Consider the following 16,953-nt stretch of genomic DNA (forward strand, 5'->3'; position numbering starts at 1 on the left):
ATCAAGAAATTACTTGGCCGTCTTTTTTCCAAACAGGACATTGATTTGCCATTGTTGTGCAATGGACAATAGGTTGTTAACCACCCAATACAAAACCAAACCAGCCGGGAAGAAAAAGAACATGATCGAAAAAACAATCGGCATGTACATCATTATTTTTGCCTGAATTGGATCTGGAGGAGTTGGGTTGAGTTTGGTTTGAACAAACATCGAAATCGCCATGACGATTGGCAAAATCCCAATTGGAAAGAACTGTGTCAAGCCCAATATATCGCTAATTGAGGTATCTGGTAGAGATAAATCATGCACCCACAAAATCCAAGGGGCGCCACGTAACTCCACTGATGATAACAACACCCAATACAAAGAGATGAACACGGGAATCTGAATGACCACCGGCAAACACCCGCCCAATGGGTTGATCTTCTCTTTGCGATACATCTCCATCATTGCTTGATTCAGTTTTTGTGGCTCACCCTTGTATTGCTCTTTCATAACCATTAAACGCGGCTGGACTTCCTTCATGCGAGCCATGGATTTGTAACTTGCGGCTGAGAGTGGGAAGAACACCAGCTTAATCAAAACGGTCAGAAGAATAATGGCCCAACCCCAGTTGCCAACATAGCCATGAATCTTTTCCAGTAGCCAGAAAATAGGTTTTGCCAAAATGGTTAAGTACCCATAATCTTTTAGCAACTCAAAGCCAGGGGCAATCGTTTCTAAAACCTTTTCCTCTTGTGGTCCTACGAAGAGCCGTGATTTTTCGACAACCGTGGACCCTTGAGCAACAACCCCAAGTGGTGTTTGCATACCAATGCGATACAGGCCATTATCAATTTTGTTGGCATAAATATCACGTGCAAATTTGTCGCCCGGAATCCATGCGCTAGCAAAGTAATGTTGCACAATTGCAATCCAAGCGGGCTCACCAGCAGCTACCTGAGTTGGAATGGTAATTTTATTTTTATCAATCGCTGTAAATTCCAGCTTATTAAATTTCTCTTTATCTGTATATGCCGCTGGGCCTGTAAAGGTGCTGGCAGAGAATGCGCCATCAAATGGGCCAATTTTTTGCTCTTGGCTGCCGTCTCGTACCAACTCCGTATAGAGAACCAATGGCACAGCATTTGCGCCCGACTGCGTAACGCGATGACCCACATCCACAACATAACTGCCTGGACTAAGGGAGAAGGTTTTTTCTAATTTAACCCCACTGCGTTCGCTAACAAGCGTCACAAATGGTCTGCCCGACCCATCTTTTCCAGATTGAACCAACTTAAAGGTACTGGTGTGATTTGGCAAGTCGTTATTGTTTAGCGCAATCAAGCCTGAACGAGCAAAGTATTTGTGATTTGGGTTGTACTGGAACAGCTCCACTGGCTTATTTTCAGCAGTTAAAGCCTTTATTAGCTTTGCATCAATAACATTGGCGCCGTTAGCGCTTATCTCCAAGACCAGCACATCATTTTGCAGCACAAATTTTTCGGCGGCTTCGATTGCGGCAGGGCTGACTATTTGTGCGGCAGCGATTGTTGGCGCCCCAGAAATTTGGGTAGGAACATCTATTTTGCTGCCCGCAACTGCTTTATCGGCTACGGCGGGGGTAGTTGCGGGGGCGCCACCAAATAAGGATGGCTTACCCTCATGAACCTGCCAATTGTTGTAAAGCATGAGACCCGACATCGAGAACACTGCCCAAAGAATTGTTTTTTTAAAGTCCATTTGCATTCACTTAAGTATTAATGAGATGTTTGTTTTACCGCAGGATCATAACCGCCTCGTGACCATGGGTTGCAGCGCAGAATGCGCCAGACCATTAGGCTGAAGCCTTTGATAAAACCATAATGATTAAAGCAGTCACAGGCGTATTGGGAGCAACTTGGCTCGTATTTACACTGCATGCCCACATAGGGGCTTAATATTAATTGATAGGCTTTTACCAATTTAATTGCGGCACTGTTCAATACCTGCACGTTAAATTAACCCCGCAATTTGAGTACGCAGAAGATCTTTTTCTTTTTTTCTAAGTCTGCCCCGGGTTTCGCGACCGATGGGTTTTTTAAGCTTAACCACCACGTCTTTATTTAATGCAGTGGCTTGTGCTGACCATACCAATTCGCGGATCATTCTTTTTAGGCGATTACGGTCAACCGCCCTTTTTGCTAATTTCTTCGCTACCGCCACACCCAAGTCTGGCTTAACGCCCTCTTGAGGCGGCGCAACAAAAATACCCCAATACAAACTTGTCTTGGGGCGTACTTTAAGTAATTCGGAAATCCTTGCGCTGTTCAATGGCGAAATTAAACGGCCAAACGCTTGCGACCTTTTGCACGACGTGCGTTTAATACGGCGCGTCCACTCTTGGTTTTCATACGAATGCGGAATCCGTGGGTACGCTTACGGCGCGTTACTGAGGGTTGGTATGTTCTTTTCATGATAGATCCTGGGAAAACCAAGTATTTTCCTTGTTGCAGGGCAAAAGGTCAATCCATCTTGACGAATATATAGGTGTTTTTCTCTATTTTTGTTTGATTTTTATCTAAATTACTAATTTAATTGGAGATTTTTCCTTTGTACACAAGTTATCCACAGTTTTTCCACGATTTTCTTGCTTGTGGATAACTTTAAGGTCTGGCTACAATGGATCCTCTAAAAATATGAGCAACTTACAAAATCCCGCCGCCTTGAACTCCCCCAATCCCATCACTTTTTGGGATGGGGCTATTGGCGCCCTATCCCGCGAGCTATCTCCCCAGCAGTTTAAAACCTGGATACAGCCATTAACCTTCATATCTTTTGATGAAAGTGGTCACTTACTTACTGTTGGCGCCCCAAACCGGTTTAAGCTTGATTGGATTAAAAAGACTTTTGCAGACCGCTTTCAAGAGCTGGCCGCTGCGTACTTTGGCCTTCCTATTAATATCAATTTTGTCCTTGCTGTGGACGTGATTGCGCCCTTGGTCGCCACCCCAGAAAAACCGAAAGAGCTAAACCTCGACGCCCAAATCAGCAGCGCGCCCGAAATAAGCGCCTCCTTTGAGGAAAGCGCTTTTGAGATTGAAGACCACTCAAAATTAAACCCAAACCTCACATTTGAAACCTTTGTTACTGGTAAAGCCAATCAATTGGCAAGGGCCGCCTCAATACAGGTTGCACACAACCCTGGTAGTTCATACAACCCCATGTTTTTATATGGTGGCGTTGGGCTCGGAAAAACCCATCTTATTCATGCCATAGGCAACCACCTATTAAAAGAAAAGCCAAACGCAAGGATCCGCTATATTCATGCCGAACAATATGTATCTGATGTTGTACGCGCATACCAGCAGAAGGCTTTCGACCGCTTCAAACGCTATTACCACTCGCTTGATCTTTTGTTGATTGATGACATTCAATTTTTCAGCGGCAAATCCCGCACTCAAGAGGAGTTTTTTTACGCTTTCGAGGCCCTATTAAGCAATAAAGCGCAGGTCATCATTACTAGCGACACCTACCCTAAAGAGATGGCCGGGATTGATGACCGCCTTATCTCTCGCTTTGATTCTGGCTTAACAGTGGCGATTGAGCCCCCAGAGCTTGAAATGCGGGTTGCAATTTTAATGAAAAAAGCGGTTAGTGAGGGCATCCCAATGAGTGAGGATGTGGCGTTCTTTGTGGCCAAACACCTGCGCTCTAACGTCCGTGAGCTTGAGGGAGCACTAAGGAAGATTTTGGCGTTTGTGCGCTTTCATGACCGCGAGGTCACTATTGATGTCGCTAAAACCGCCCTTAAAGACCTGCTTTCCATACAAAATCGGCAAATTTCTGTAGAAAACATCCAAAAAGCAGTTGCTGATTTTTATAGCATCAAGGTGGCCGACATGTATTCCAAGAGGCGGCCCGCCAATATTGCCAGACCACGGCAAATCGCGATGTTTATGGCCAAAGAATTGACTCAAAAGAGCCTTCCGGAGATTGGGGAGCTGTTTGGTGGACGCGACCATACGACCGTCCTGCATGCTGTCCGTAAGGTCGCTGAGGAGCGCTCTCATGATGGGCAGTTAAACCATGAGATCCATGTGATTGAGCAAACCCTCAAGGCTTAATTTTTGTCTGTGGATAAGGCTGTGAATAACCCTTAGGATAAGTTTAGGGATTGTATGTGGATAAATTGTGGAAAGAGTCCGCTTCATGCAAAAATAGAGCGTTGAAAAAAGGTTATCCCCTTTTTATGCAGCGTTTATACAGGGGTTTTCCACAGTTTTTTTGACTGTTAATGTTTTGATTTATTTGGGGTTTTTGACTTATCCACCGAAATATGAAGCCTTATTACTATTACTACTAAGATATATACAAGGATTTAAAAGCAATGCAACTCGTAAACACTTCTCGCGATAATTTACTAAAACCCCTTCAGGTTGTCAGTGGGATTGTTGAACGTAGGCATACCTTACCAATTTTGGCGAACCTCTTGTTTAAAAAGGTTGGCGAGAAGGTTTCTTTTATTTCCACTGACATTGAAATTCAAATAACCACCAATGCAAACTTTGGCGTTGGCTCTGAAGACGCTACAACCACAGTTGCTGCCAGAAAATTATTAGATATTTTGCGGGCACTTCCAGAAGGGCCCGTATCCCTAAACCTCAAAGACAATCGAATGGTTGTACAAAGTGGGAAGAGCCGCTTCTCTTTGCAAACCCTATCTGCAGCAGAGTTCCCTGTAATGCAAAGTGTTGGTGAAGTAACGGCAGCCTGGAAAATGTCGCAAAAGAGTTTTCGTCAACTAATTAGCCAAGTGCATTTCTCTATGGCGCAACAAGACATTCGTTATTACCTTAATGGTATGTTGTTGGTTGTTGAGGGTAAAGAGGTTGTTGCTGTTGCCACTGATGGTCATCGTCTTGCCTATTCCCAGGTTGAGTTGACAGAGGCGCCATCAGGGTCGGGCCAAAGACAGGAAATCATCATTCCCCGTAAAACAATTTTAGAGTGCCAGCATTTATTGGAAGACTCAGAAGAGCAGCTTGAGATCAGCCTTACTGCAAATCAAGTTAAGTTTGCGTTTGGTGATATTGAGTTAATTTCAAAACTAGTTGAAGGCAAGTTCCCCGACTTTCAAAGAGTGATTCCAAAAGGACATAAAAACTCATTGGTAGTTGGTCGTGAGGCCCTACAAGCAGCGCTACAACGAGCTGCGATCTTAACTACTGATAAATTTAAAGGAGTTCGTTTTTCTCTATCACCGGATCGCATTACTATCCAATCAACCAATGCTGAGCAAGAAGAAGCGCAAGAAGAAATTGAGACTGAATATAGCGGTGACGCGGTTGAGATTGGTTTTAACGTAAGCTACTTATTGGATGTTTTAGCAAACCTAAAAAATGAAAAAATCCAAATTAGTTTGGGCGATGCAAACAGTAGCGCCGTGATTACTCTGCCTGGCTCAGAGAACTTCAAGTATGTTGTGATGCCAATGCGTATTTAACTTAGAAAAAAATGACTGAAGAAAAAAAAGTAGTAGAGCAGTACGGCGCATCATCGATTCAAATTTTAGAGGGTCTTGAAGCTGTTCGTAAGCGTCCAGGTATGTATATTGGAGACACCTCCGATGGTACGGGTTTACATCATCTGGTCTTTGAGGTTTTAGACAACTCAATTGATGAGGCCTTAGCTGGCCACTGTTCGGAAATTACCGTAGTTATTCAGACAGACAACTCCATCTCAATAGTCGATAACGGACGGGGCGTGCCAACCGGCATTAAGTATGACGACAAACACGAACCCAAAAGAAGCGCTGCAGAAATCGTAATGACCGAGCTGCACGCTGGCGGTAAATTTGATCAAAACAGCTACAAAGTTTCCGGTGGATTACATGGCGTAGGCGTTAGTTGTGTAAACGCTCTATCAAAATGGTTGAAACTCACCATTCGACGTGATGGTAAAACCCATTACATGGAGTTTGCCCGTGGCGTTATTCAAAACCGCAACATTCAAGATGAGAATGGCGTAGCCACCTCCCCCATCACCATTACTGGCGACACAGAACTCTCGGGCACTGAAGTTCACTTTTTGGCCGATGAAACAGTGTTTGGGAATGTTGAGTTTCATTACGAGATTCTGGTAAAGCGGATTCGGGAGCTTTCTTTTTTAAACAATGGCGTTCACATTAAGCTGATTGATCAGCGCACAGGCCAAGAGGAGGATTTTGCCTTCTCTGGCGGCGTTAAGGGTTTTGTTGAATACATCAACCAAAATAAAACTGTTTTACATCCCAATATTTTTTATGCTGAAGGCATGCGCCCTTCAGACCTAGGTGGAAACATTACCGCCGAAGTGTCGATGCAGTGGAATGACAGCTTTAGCGAGCAAGTCCTTTGTTTTACCAATAACATTCCGCAGCGCGACGGGGGCACTCACCTCACCGGATTGCGTGCGGCGATGACTCGCGTTATTAATAAATATATCGACGAACACGAAGTAGCGAAAAAAGCAAAAGTAGAAATCTCCGGAGACGATATGCGCGAAGGTTTGGCATGTGTGTTGTCGGTTAAAGTGCCAGAACCCAAATTCTCTAGCCAAACCAAAGATAAACTGGTTTCTAGCGAGGTTCGCGGTCCGGTTGAAGAGATTGTTGCTGAGGCCTTAAGCGCGTATCTGCAAGAGCGCCCAGCAGACGCAAAGATTTTGTGTGGAAAGATCGTCGATGCCGCGCGTGCGCGCGAAGCTGCACGCAAAGCGCGCGATATGACGCGCCGCAAAGGTGTTTTGGATGGCCTCGGCCTACCTGGAAAGTTGGCCGATTGCCAAGAAAAGGACCCAACCAAATCGGAGTTGTTTATTGTCGAGGGCGACTCAGCGGGCGGCTCTGCAAAACAGGGTCGGGATCGACGCTTTCAAGCAATTCTTCCTCTGAAAGGAAAAATTCTGAACGTGGAGAAGGCGCGCTTTGACAAAATGCTGGCAAGCCAAGAGGTGGTTACCTTAATTACCGTTCTTGGAACCGGGATTGGTATTGAAGAATATAAGGCAGACAAACTTCGTTATCACCGCATCATCATCATGACCGATGCGGACGTTGATGGTAGCCATATTCGCACACTACTACTCACTTTCTTTTATAGACAGATGCCTGAGTTAATTGAGCGTGGCCATATTTATATTGCCCAACCACCCCTCTACAAGGTGAAGTTTGGCAAGAACGAGCAATACATCAAGGACGATGCAGAGCTTAATCAACTGCTGTTAAAGATCGCATTAGAAACCGCGTCTTTACAAACCCCCTCGGGCGAGGTTGTTGAGGGCGCAGCCCTAAATGAGCTTGCGAAGCACTACCAAGTAATTCAATCAATTGTTGACCGCTTGTCACGCACTATTGATGAGGATGCTTTGCGGGCCATTGCCTCTGGAACACAACTCAATCTAGATACCGAAGCAGCAGCAAACGAGTCTGCGGATCGTTTGAGAAAAGCCTTGGCTGAGTCTCTGAATCCTTTGGCTTTGCCACCCGAAATCATTGTGCAAAAAGAGGATCGCACCGAGCGCTTTAGATTGTTGCTTTCCCGTCGAATTCATGGAAACCTGAAGTTGTCCTCTATCAATTCTGATTTTGTTCATGGCGATGACTATCAAAGCCTGGCTAATGCCGCCGCCGTTTTGTCTGGTAGGGTGCTCCCCGGATCAAAAGTGCGGCGCGGCGATCCAGACAAGAACCCCAAAGAGCAAACCATTCATGACTTTAGGGCAGCCTTCTCGTGGTTGCTATCTGAGGCTGAGCGCGTTCTCAGTCGACAGCGATATAAGGGCCTTGGCGAGATGAATCCGTCCCAGCTATGGGAAACAACAATGGACGCAAACTCTAGAACCTTGTTACAGGTAAGGATTGAAGATGCGATTGCTGCAGACCAGGTTTTCACAACCCTCATGGGTGACGAGGTTGAGCCCCGTCGCGCGTTTATTGAAAAGAACGCGCTTATTGCCCGCAACCTAGACGTTTAATTTATGCCATCAAAAAAATTAAAACCACCCAAAGTGGACCGATCAGCCATTGTTGTTAAATCCTCGCCAATCCATGGCAAAGGGGTGTTTGTTGCAAAGCCGATTAAAAAAGGCCAAGTAATTATCGAATACAAAGGGGAGCGCATTAGTTGGAAGCTTGCTGAAAAGCGCCACCCGCATGATAAGAAAGATCCTAACCACACCTTTTACTTTTCTTTGGATGATGGCCGCGTCATTGATGCTAAATATGGCGGCAATGCGGCCCGCTGGATTAACCACTCATGCAAACCAAGTTGTGAAACACGTGAAGATAGTTACGATGGAAAGCCACGCGTCTACATCTATGCGAAGCGCGCCCTCAAGGTTGGCGAAGAATTGTTTTATGACTACTCCCTTGATGTTGAGGGCCGCGTAACAAAGCAAATGAAAAAAGATTACGAGTGCCGCTGTGGCGCTAAGAAATGCCGCGGCACCATGTTGGCTGTTAAGAGCAAATAAACCCCCAATCCCTAATGCTGTATGTAACCATCCTAGAGCTTGAGGCTGCAATTAATTATTGGCGCGGCCAGTCGCCAGCCGAGGGCGAGGAGTTGCGCTTGTGCCCGGAGGCTTCGGCGCTTGCAAAACCGTATGCCTTGATGATTGTCCAAGGTGCACAGCGGGTGCCATTAGATGTTCTGGATGAGATTGCTCAAAGCGCAATTCATCAATTCAAAAAAATCTCTTAAGTTTTTTCTACATTACCCCCGGCTTTGTTTAGGGTTATCGCTATATATAGCCAAGGCATCTTGGGTTATCCTCATATTCTTGCTCCCAAGTAGGGGGTAGAGGGTGTGAGATTGCAAGAAATAATATTAAAAACACTTGGGCTGGGAAAATCCTTCAAGGGCTTTTCTGCGGTTACTGACGTTAATTTGGACGTTACCAGGGGAACTATTCACGCGCTGATTGGCCCCAATGGGGCCGGCAAAACCACTTGCTTTAATTTGCTGACTAAATTCTTGGTGCCAAGCAGTGGGCAAATCTTATTTAATGGTTTTGATATTACCAATGAGGCCCCAGCGCAAATTGCCAGACGTGGGGTGATTCGCTCTTTCCAGATTTCAGCTGTTTTCCCCCATTTAACTGTTTTAGAAAATGTCCGTGTTGCACTGCAGCGAGGATTGGGCACCGAGTTTCACTTTTGGAAATCCGGCAACTCATTGAATGTTCTGAATGAGCGCGCGATGCAACTGTTGCATGAAGTAGGCCTGGAGGATTTTGCCCATGAGGACACCCTAAACTTGGCTTATGGACGCAAAAGGGCGCTTGAAATCGCGACCACCTTGGCTATGGAGCCAGAGCTAATGCTCTTGGACGAGCCCACCCAAGGCATGGGGCACGAGGATGTAGAGCGCGTAACCGAGTTGATTGATCGCGTAGCTAAGGGCCGCACGATCTTGATGGTTGAGCACAATATGAAAGTGGTGTCCTCGATTGCTGACCGTATTACGGTATTGCAGCGCGGCTCAGTTTTGGCAGAAGGCTCTTATCACGAGGTTTCAAATAACCCTTTGGTGGTTGAGGCGTACATGGGTAGTCATGGGGGCGATAACTTATGAGCACCATGGCATTGGAAGTTAAAAACCTAGAGTCTTGGTATGGAGAGTCACACATTTTGCATGGTGTGAACTTTGCTGTGCGCGATGGCGAGGTGGTTACCTTGCTAGGCAGAAATGGTGCGGGTCGCAGCACAATCCTTAAAACGATTTTGGGATTAACAAGCAAGAGAACGGGTTCGGTGGAGATTTATGGTCGCCAGACGATCTCTATGCCAACCTACAGAATTGCTCGTCTGGGTGTTGGGTTTTGCCCAGAAGAAAGAGGTATTTTTGCCAGCTTAAGCGCCGAAGAAAACCTCTTGTTATTACCAGAGATTGGTCCTAGCGGCATGGGTCTGGATGAGATTTATGAAATGTTCCCCAATCTTTATGAAAGACGGAACAGCCCGGGAACCAGGCTATCTGGCGGTGAGCAACAAATGCTGGCAATGGCTCGTATTCTAAGAACGGGCGCTAAATTATTGTTGCTTGATGAAATTACCGAGGGCTTGGCCCCGGTCATTGTGCAAAAGCTTGGCGAAGTAGTTACCAGCCTGCGGAACAAGGGCTTCACTATTGTGTTGGTTGAGCAAAACTTCCGCTTTGCGGCCCCTTTAGCCGATCGTCATTATGTGGTTGAGCATGGAAATGTTGTTGAGGTAGTGAAGCAAAATGAACTTGCTGAAAAAGCATCCTTGTTAAATGAGTATCTTGGTGTTTAGTAGTTTTCGATAGGAGATAGAAATGAAGTTAAAGCAAATTACCGCATGTCTGGTTGCGGCGACCATATTTGGTTCAAATCCAGTTTTTGCACAAAGCGGATCTAAAGCAAGTGGTGGCGTTGTCAAGATTGGTGTATTGACCGACCTTTCTTCAACTTACTCTGATTTGGCGGGTCCTGGCGCAGTTATTGCAGCAAAAATGGCAATTGCCGATTTTTCTAAAGACGGCACTGTTATTGGCAAAAAGATTGAACTTGTTAGTGCCGATCACCAAAACAAGGCCGATATTGCTGCGAACAAAGCGCGCGAGTGGTACGACAAAGATGGTGTTGATGTGATTGTTGAGTTGGTTTCTACCAACGTTGCTTTGGCTGTAATGGAAGTGGCTGAACAAAAGAACAAAATTACTTTGGTCTCTGGCGCAGCCTCTTTGCCAATCACCAATGAAAAATGTACAGCCAATAACGTACATTGGACTTATGACACCTATGCGCTTTCCAATGGCACAGCTAAGGCAGTAGTGAAGCAGGGCAAAAAGAACTGGTACTTCATCACCGCCGATTATGCGTTTGGGGCAGCCTTAGAAAAAGACTCAACCAACGTGGTTACAGCTAACGGCGGCAAAGTTTTAGGTACAAGCAAACACCCTTTTCCTAATAGCGACTTTTCTTCCTACCTCCTAAAGGCCCAGGCCAGTGGTGCAGACGTGGTTGCACTTGCAAATGCCGGTCAAGACACTATTAACAGTGTGAAACAGGCTTCAGAGTTTGGGGTTAATAAAAAGCAAACTGTTGTTCCGCTCCTCATGTTTATCTCCGATGTGCATTCTTTGGGCTTAAATGCTGCTCAGGGCATGTATCTCACAGAAGGTTTCTACTGGGATAAAGACGATAAAACCCGTGCATTTTCTAAGCGCTTCATTTTGCAACATAAGCGTATGCCTACCAGCGTTCAGGCAGGCGTTTACTCTTCAGTTCTGGCTTACTTAAGTGCGGTACAAAAGGCCGGCACTGTTGATACACAAGCGGTAATGAAGGCCCTGAAGTCCACCAACATTGATGATGGCCTCTTTAAAGGCAAGATTCGTGCAGATGGAAAGTTTGAGCACGACATGTATCTGCTCGAAGTGAAAAAACCTTCTGAGTCTACAAGCCCATGGGATTATTACAACGTTCGTGCAGTGATTCCTGCTGCTGAGGCAACTCAACCACTTTCATTGTCGCGATGCAAGTTGGTTACTAACAAGTAATTGATTCTTCACAAGCATGTTTGAACTTCTTGGAATTACCCCTCAAGGGCTGGTTGCCCAGCTCTTGGTGGGCTTGATTAACGGCTCGTTCTATGCCATTTTGAGTTTGGGATTGGCCATTATTTTTGGCCTTCTCAATATTATTAATTTTGCACATGGTGCGCAGTACACCATGGGCGCTTTTGTTGCCTGGATTGGGTTGACTCAAATTAGTCAATGGCTTGGCTTTCCTGAGCTAACCATTAACTACTGGTTTGCTTTAATTGTTGTGCCTCTGGTAATGGCCGGATTTGGTTTAATTTTGGAGCGCACGATGTTGCGCCGTCTTTATCACCTCGACCATTTATATGGCCTGCTACTAACTTTTGGTTTGGCTTTAATTATTGAGGGCATGTTCCGCCATTGGTATGGGATTTCTGGAGAGAGCTATCCCGCCCCAGAATTGCTGCAAGGCGCGATTCCATTAGAGTCCCTTGACATCATCTTGCCAAAGTACCGTGTTTGGGTAGTGGTAATTTCTTTAACAGTTTGTTTCTCAACTTGGTACGTGATCGAGAGAACTAAGTTGGGCGCTTATTTGCGCGCGGGTACTGAAAACCCTAAATTACTTCAAGCGTTTGGCGTCAACGTGCCTTTAATGATTTCTTTGGCTTACGCTTACGGTGTTGGTCTTGCGGGATTTGCTGGAGTGTTGGCAGCCCCTATTTTTCAAGTGAACCCGCTGATGGGCTCTAACCTCATTATTGTTGTTTTTGCTGTGGTGGTAATTGGCGGCATGGGCTCAATTATGGGCGCCATCTTAACGGGTTTAGGTTTGGGCCTAATCGAGGGCCTCACCAAAGTCTTTTATCCAGAAGCTTCGGGCGTTGTGATTTTTGTGATTATGGCAATTGTTTTATTGATTCGTCCTGCTGGGCTGTTTGGGCGGGAAAAGTAATCATGAGTTCAAAAGTTAAACTGTTATATGGGATCTTGATTCTCATTGCCCTGTTACTGCCTTTCCAAAATTTTATTTACTTAGTGTTTGCAATGAAGGTTTTGTGCTTCGCACTTTTTGCTTGCGCATTTAATTTGTTGCTTGGCTTTACTGGATTGTTGTCCTTTGGCCACGCAGCTTTTTTTGGCACCGCCGCTTATATCACTGCCTATTTATGTAAGGAAGCCGGTTTTTCTCCTGAGATGGGAATTATTTTAGGGGTAGTAGGTTCGGGCGCTCTTGGTTTTTTAATTGGTTCGCTCGCAATTCGTCGCCAAGGTATTTATTTTGCGATGGTGACTTTAGCCCTTTCGCAAATGGTTTATTTCTTGGCGGTTCAACTTCCGTTTACTGGTGGTGAGGATGGAATTCAGGGGGTGCCTCGCGGTATGTTGTTTGGTTTTATTGACTTGAAAAATGACGTTGCGATGTATTACTTTGTATTGGCGGTTTTCTTATTTGGTTTTGCACTCATCATGCGTGCTGTACATTCGCCATTTGGACAGGTTCTCAAAGCCATTCGGGAAAATGAGCCGCGCGCAATTTCTCTTGGCTACAAGGTTGATCGTTTTAAGTTAATGTCATTTGTAATCTCTGCCGCCCTTTCAGGTTTAGCCGGATCAATGAAGTCCTTGGTGTTTCAGTTGGCAACTCTGACCGATGTTCATTGGCATATGTCTGGCGAAGTTGTGTTGATGACTTTGCTTGGTGGTATGGGAACGATTCTTGGGCCAGTCGTTGGTGCAGGGATTGTTGTGGGCCTACAGAACTATTTGGCTAACATTGGTTCTTGGAGCACGATTGCCACCGGCTTTATTTTTGTAATTTGTGTTTTAGCATTTCGTCGCGGCGTGGTTGGTGAAATTGCTGCGCACTTCAAAAACAAAAATTAATTTCCTTTTATTATTTGTTTCTAGTGCGCTGCGACTTTTTAATAGCGCTGCACTCCTCTAATTAAAAGAGATCCCCATCGAATTTTCAATCTACATTTGGCCCTTGCTTTTAGGGATGGCTTTTTTCGCCGGCCTGGTTGATGCGGTAGCTGGCGGTGGCGGCCTCATTCAGGTGCCCGCTCTGTTTGCTGCCTATCCCGATGCCCCCCCAGCTTCACTGCTTGCTACTAATAAATTGGCTGGAGTGGGCGGCACTCTAAACGCTGCCCGTAGATATTTACGTCATGTCTCTTTACCTTGGGCTGTTGTTGGACCCGCAATTGTTGCTGGCTTTATCGGTTCTTTGTTGGGCGCAAATGCAGTTAGCAATTTCCCAGCAGAGCCCTTACGTAAGGCCTTGCCATTTGTTTTATTATTTTTGTTGCTGTACACCTGGTTTCAGCCATCGCTTGGCGAGGCGCATGCGCCCAATACAGTTGGGCGTTATCAACAAGTCAAAGGAGTTGTTCTTGGTTTAACCATTGGTTTTTATGACGGTTTCTTTGGCCCTGGCACTGGCAGCTTTTTATTATTTGGTTTCGTGCGCTTCTTTGGCTTTGATTTTCTACACGCGTCTGCTGCAACCAAGCTGGTAAATGTTGCCACTAATTTGGCAGCAATCCTTATGCTTGCTAGCCTAGGGCAAATTAATTGGCTACTTGGTTTTGCCATGATGCTTGCTAATATTGCTGGCAGTCAATTTGGAAGTCGTCTAGCAATTCAGCACGGCAGCAGCTTTGTTAGAAAAGCCTTCTTGCTTATTGTGTCCGCGCTCATTCTCAAGTCTGCTTGGAACGCGTATTTCATCAATTAAATCAGTCACTTAGAGCGCAACACTTTATCCCATCTAGTTTTTATGATTTTTTGTTTCACGTGAAACAAACAAAATGCTATGATCATCGCCCTATCAGAGGCAAATCATGCGTTATTCCAAAAGTTTCGATGTCATCGTAGTTGGCGGCGGTCATGCTGGGACCGAAGCCGCTCTCGCCTCAGCGCGCATGGGTTGCGACACGCTATTAATTACGCATAGTATTGAAAATTTGGGCGCAATGAGCTGCAATCCTTCCATTGGTGGCATTGGTAAAGGCCACTTGGTTAAAGAGATTGATGCCATGGGCGGCGCAATGGCCGCCGCTACCGATGAGGCTGGTATTCAGTTTCGTATTCTCAATTCAAGCAAGGGGCCGGCGGTTCGTGCCACCCGCGCTCAGGGGGATCGGGTTTTATATAAAGCAGCCATTCGACGCCGTCTAGAAAACCAGCCTAACTTAAGCCTGTTTCAGGCTGCGGTTGATGACCTTCTGGTAAAGGGGGACGAGGTTCAGGGTGTGGTTACCCAAATGGGTCTGGAGCTTATGTCCAAAAAGGTGGTGTTAACCGCGGGGACCTTTTTAGATGGAAAGATTCATGTAGGCTTAAATAATTATGCTGGCGGACGAGCCGGTGATCCAGCGGCTGTATCGCTATCTGCCCGTTTAAAAGAGCTAAAACTTCCCCAGGGAAGATTAAAAACAGGGACGCCACCCCGCATTGATGGCCGCACAATTGATTTTTCAGTCATGTTAGAGCAGCCCGGTGACCTTGATCCAGTTCCCGTTTTTTCCTATTTAGGCCGTCCAGAGCAACATCCAAGACAGGTTCCCTGTTGGATTTCGCATACAAATGAGCAAACCCATGACATTATTCGTGGCGGCTTAGACCGTTCCCCGATGTATACAGGTGTGATTGAGGGTGTTGGTCCGCGCTACTGCCCTTCTATCGAAGACAAAATTCATCGTTTTGCCTCTAGAAATAGCCATCAGATTTTTTTGGAGCCGGAAGGCTTAACTACGAACGAGTTTTATCCTAACGGAATCTCCACCAGTCTCCCCTTTGATGTTCAGTGGGATTTGGTGCGCAGCATTCGGGGTTTAGAGTCTGCTGTGATTGTGCGTCCTGGCTATGCGATTGAGTACGATTTCTTTGATCCACGCCAGTTGCGCCATAGCCTAGAGACAAAAGTGATTGGCGGGCTCTATTTTGCTGGGCAGATTAATGGCACCACTGGCTATGAAGAAGCTGCTGCCCAAGGGATGCTGGCTGGTATTAACGCTGGCTTAGCCTCCAAAGGCAAGGCGGCTTGGCTGCCCAAGCGCAGCGAGTCGTATATCGGGGTATTGGTTGATGACCTGATTACCCGCGGCGTTCAAGAGCCCTATCGTATGTTTACCAGCCGCGCAGAGTATCGCCTAAGCTTACGAGAAGACAATGCCGACATGCGTTTAACTGCTATTGGCCGTGATTTAGGCCTAGTAGACGACTATCGCTGGGAAGTATTTTGCAGAAAACAAGAGGCTGTTTCACGTGAAACATCTCGCTTGCAAGATATTTGGATTGGGCCAAAACATGCGGCAGCCCCCCTGGTTTCGCAATTACTGGGTCAGGATCTTACCCATGAGTGCACTCTAGCTGAGCTTTTAAGGCGCCCAGGCGTTACCTATGAGGCTATTACTAGCCTTGGCGACGGCTTGTGGTCAGCGGATAGTTTGGATGATGACATTGGTTTAGCATCCCAAATTAGTGATCAAGTTGAGATCTCAGTGAAATATCAAGGCTATATTGAGCGCCAGGCTGCTGAAATTGCCCGCCAGGAGCACAACGAAACATACCCCTTGCCTGAGGTATTAGATTACACACAAGTGGTAGGCCTATCTAAAGAGGTTCAGCAAAAGCTCAACTTACACAAACCCGGGACTCTGGGCCAAGCTGGCAGAATTTCTGGCGTTACTCCGGCAGCCCTTTCTTTGCTTTTGGTGCATCTTAAAAAAGGTTTGGGACGCACCCATGAAACCTCATGAGCGAGAGCCTGCTTTCTTTAGGTATTCAGGATTTTGGCTTGAATTTGAGTGAAGCCAATATTGCTGATTTAGAGCTCTTTTTGCAGGAAATGAGCCGCTGGAACCAGGTCCATAATCTAACGGCCATAGAGGGCGAGAAGGACTCTATACGCCTGCATCTCATTGATTCCATTGCAGTTTTACCAGTTCTAAGGCAATTTCTAAAGGATCCTAACCCTAAAATTGCGGACTTAGGTTCAGGCGGTGGCTTGCCAGCCATTCCTATTGCGATTGTTCAGTCAGTATGGCACTTAAGCTTAATTGAGTCAGTTAAAAAAAAGACTGCTTTTTTACAGCATGTGCGCGGCAAGTTGAAATTAAAGAACATTGATGTTTTAAGCGAGCGAGTTGAATATATTGCATTGCAACAAGCAGGCCAATTTGACGCAGTAATTTCTAGAGCCTTTACTAGTCTTGCACGCTTTTTAGAGCTTTCTTTACCCCTATTGAAGCCAGGCGGACTGGTTTTTGCAATGAAAGCCAAGCGGGCAGACGAAGAGATGCAAGCAGTGTGCATGGATGATTGGCGATTATTGGCTGATGAACCCTTACATATACCCAATCTGGCGGTGGAGAGACGGCTTTTGGTCCTCACCCCCATGAGAAAATATATCCCTTCCCCATCAGAAAAATCATAAATT

17 protein-coding genes are annotated in these 16,953 nt (G+C 45.9%); 13 read left to right on the forward strand and 4 right to left on the reverse strand.

What is annotated here, in order from left to right:
- Nucleotides 1-9 precede the first annotated feature (9 nt).
- Genes yidC through rpmH form a run of 4 tightly spaced genes read right to left on the reverse strand, consistent with a single transcriptional unit; the run spans nt 10 to nt 2,435 of the window.
- Nucleotides 10-1,722, reverse strand: a complete 1,713-nt coding sequence (gene yidC, locus ICN45_RS06500) for a membrane protein insertase YidC (RefSeq protein ID WP_216174673.1) — start codon at nt 1,720-1,722, stop codon at nt 10-12.
- A gap of 17 nt (nt 1,723-1,739) precedes the next feature.
- Nucleotides 1,740-1,973, reverse strand: a complete 234-nt coding sequence (gene yidD, locus ICN45_RS06505) for a membrane protein insertion efficiency factor YidD (RefSeq protein WP_216174675.1) — start codon at nt 1,971-1,973, stop codon at nt 1,740-1,742.
- A gap of 1 nt (nt 1,974) precedes the next feature.
- Nucleotides 1,975-2,292 (reverse strand): ribonuclease P protein component, encoded by a 318-nt coding sequence (gene rnpA, locus ICN45_RS06510; RefSeq protein WP_216174677.1) that lies wholly within the window; start codon nt 2,290-2,292, stop codon nt 1,975-1,977.
- Between the two features lie 8 nt (nt 2,293-2,300).
- Nucleotides 2,301-2,435, reverse strand: a complete 135-nt coding sequence (gene rpmH, locus ICN45_RS06515; protein ID WP_011903922.1) for a 50S ribosomal protein L34 — start codon at nt 2,433-2,435, stop codon at nt 2,301-2,303.
- Between the two features lie 222 nt (nt 2,436-2,657).
- On the opposite strand from rpmH, the gene dnaA reads away from it, so the two are divergent.
- The 13 genes from dnaA (at nt 2,658) to rsmG (ending at nt 16,950) form a co-directional block, all read left to right on the forward strand.
- Complete coding sequence (gene dnaA, locus ICN45_RS06520; protein WP_216174679.1) at nt 2,658-4,085, forward strand: chromosomal replication initiator protein DnaA; 1,428 nt, start codon at nt 2,658-2,660, stop codon at nt 4,083-4,085.
- Nucleotides 4,086-4,348: 263 nt separating this feature from the next.
- Nucleotides 4,349-5,464, forward strand: a complete 1,116-nt coding sequence (gene dnaN, locus ICN45_RS06525; protein WP_216174680.1) for a DNA polymerase III subunit beta — start codon at nt 4,349-4,351, stop codon at nt 5,462-5,464.
- A gap of 11 nt (nt 5,465-5,475) precedes the next feature.
- The gene (gyrB, locus tag ICN45_RS06530; RefSeq protein WP_216174682.1) at nt 5,476-7,974 is read left to right on the forward strand and encodes a DNA topoisomerase (ATP-hydrolyzing) subunit B; all 2,499 of its coding nucleotides are present in this window, start codon (nt 5,476-5,478) and stop codon (nt 7,972-7,974) included.
- A gap of 3 nt (nt 7,975-7,977) precedes the next feature.
- Nucleotides 7,978-8,472: an SET domain-containing protein gene (locus ICN45_RS06535; protein WP_216174683.1), complete on the forward strand. Its 495-nt coding sequence runs from the start codon at nt 7,978-7,980 to the stop codon at nt 8,470-8,472.
- A 14-nt stretch (nt 8,473-8,486) separates the two neighbouring features.
- Nucleotides 8,487-8,702, forward strand: coding sequence for a DUF3717 domain-containing protein (locus tag ICN45_RS06540; RefSeq protein ID WP_216174685.1), 216 nt, complete (start codon nt 8,487-8,489; stop codon nt 8,700-8,702).
- A 111-nt stretch (nt 8,703-8,813) separates the two neighbouring features.
- Complete coding sequence (locus tag ICN45_RS06545) at nt 8,814-9,575, forward strand: ABC transporter ATP-binding protein (RefSeq protein ID WP_216174687.1); 762 nt, start codon at nt 8,814-8,816, stop codon at nt 9,573-9,575.
- Nucleotides 9,572-10,276, forward strand: a complete 705-nt coding sequence (locus ICN45_RS06550; RefSeq protein WP_216174689.1) for an ABC transporter ATP-binding protein — start codon at nt 9,572-9,574, stop codon at nt 10,274-10,276. The genes ICN45_RS06545 and ICN45_RS06550 overlap by 4 nt, the downstream gene beginning before the upstream one ends.
- Before the next feature lie 22 nt (nt 10,277-10,298).
- Nucleotides 10,299-11,525 carry an ABC transporter substrate-binding protein gene (locus ICN45_RS06555; RefSeq protein WP_216174691.1) on the forward strand — a complete coding sequence of 409 codons (1,227 nt, stop codon included), beginning with the start codon at nt 10,299-10,301 and terminating at the stop codon, nt 11,523-11,525.
- Between the two features lie 16 nt (nt 11,526-11,541).
- Nucleotides 11,542-12,462 (forward strand): branched-chain amino acid ABC transporter permease, encoded by a 921-nt coding sequence (locus ICN45_RS06560; RefSeq protein WP_216174693.1) that lies wholly within the window; start codon nt 11,542-11,544, stop codon nt 12,460-12,462.
- Between the two features lie 2 nt (nt 12,463-12,464).
- A complete protein-coding gene (locus ICN45_RS06565) occupies nt 12,465-13,394 on the forward strand; it encodes a branched-chain amino acid ABC transporter permease (protein ID WP_216174695.1) in 930 nt (309 codons plus the stop codon).
- 115 nt (nt 13,395-13,509) lie between these two features.
- Entirely contained in the window at nt 13,510-14,247 is a 738-nt protein-coding gene (locus tag ICN45_RS06570; protein ID WP_216174697.1) for a TSUP family transporter, read from the forward strand.
- 106 nt (nt 14,248-14,353) lie between these two features.
- Nucleotides 14,354-16,273: a tRNA uridine-5-carboxymethylaminomethyl(34) synthesis enzyme MnmG gene (gene mnmG, locus ICN45_RS06575; protein ID WP_216174699.1), complete on the forward strand. Its 1,920-nt coding sequence runs from the start codon at nt 14,354-14,356 to the stop codon at nt 16,271-16,273.
- Nucleotides 16,270-16,950 (forward strand): 16S rRNA (guanine(527)-N(7))-methyltransferase RsmG, encoded by a 681-nt coding sequence (gene rsmG / locus ICN45_RS06580; protein ID WP_216174701.1) that lies wholly within the window; start codon nt 16,270-16,272, stop codon nt 16,948-16,950. The genes mnmG and rsmG overlap by 4 nt, the downstream gene beginning before the upstream one ends.
- Nucleotides 16,951-16,953: the final 3 nt, after the last annotated feature.

The organism is Polynucleobacter alcilacus, from assembly GCF_018881545.1.
GTDB lineage: Bacteria > Pseudomonadota > Gammaproteobacteria > Burkholderiales > Burkholderiaceae > Polynucleobacter > Polynucleobacter alcilacus.

What these genes read in the sequence shown, in the direction of transcription:
- yidC (WP_216174673.1), bottom strand. Translation starts at nt 1,722, where the DNA reads ATGGACTTTAAAAAAACAATTCTTTGGGCAGTGTTCTCGATGTCGGGT.
- rpmH (WP_011903922.1), bottom strand. Translation starts at nt 2,435, where the DNA reads ATGAAAAGAACATACCAACCCTCAGTAACGCGCCGTAAGCGTACCCAC.
- dnaA (WP_216174679.1), top strand. Translation starts at nt 2,658, where the DNA reads ATGAGCAACTTACAAAATCCCGCCGCCTTGAACTCCCCCAATCCCATC.
- dnaN (WP_216174680.1), top strand. Translation starts at nt 4,349, where the DNA reads ATGCAACTCGTAAACACTTCTCGCGATAATTTACTAAAACCCCTTCAG.
- gyrB (WP_216174682.1), top strand. Translation starts at nt 5,476, where the DNA reads ATGACTGAAGAAAAAAAAGTAGTAGAGCAGTACGGCGCATCATCGATT.
- ICN45_RS06535 (WP_216174683.1), top strand. Translation starts at nt 7,978, where the DNA reads ATGCCATCAAAAAAATTAAAACCACCCAAAGTGGACCGATCAGCCATT.
- ICN45_RS06540 (WP_216174685.1), top strand. Translation starts at nt 8,487, where the DNA reads ATGCTGTATGTAACCATCCTAGAGCTTGAGGCTGCAATTAATTATTGG.
- ICN45_RS06550 (WP_216174689.1), top strand. Translation starts at nt 9,572, where the DNA reads ATGAGCACCATGGCATTGGAAGTTAAAAACCTAGAGTCTTGGTATGGA.
- ICN45_RS06555 (WP_216174691.1), top strand. Translation starts at nt 10,299, where the DNA reads ATGAAGTTAAAGCAAATTACCGCATGTCTGGTTGCGGCGACCATATTT.
- ICN45_RS06560 (WP_216174693.1), top strand. Translation starts at nt 11,542, where the DNA reads ATGTTTGAACTTCTTGGAATTACCCCTCAAGGGCTGGTTGCCCAGCTC.
- ICN45_RS06565 (WP_216174695.1), top strand. Translation starts at nt 12,465, where the DNA reads ATGAGTTCAAAAGTTAAACTGTTATATGGGATCTTGATTCTCATTGCC.
- ICN45_RS06570 (WP_216174697.1), top strand. Translation starts at nt 13,510, where the DNA reads ATGGCTTTTTTCGCCGGCCTGGTTGATGCGGTAGCTGGCGGTGGCGGC.
- mnmG (WP_216174699.1), top strand. Translation starts at nt 14,354, where the DNA reads ATGCGTTATTCCAAAAGTTTCGATGTCATCGTAGTTGGCGGCGGTCAT.
- rsmG (WP_216174701.1), top strand. Translation starts at nt 16,270, where the DNA reads ATGAGCGAGAGCCTGCTTTCTTTAGGTATTCAGGATTTTGGCTTGAAT.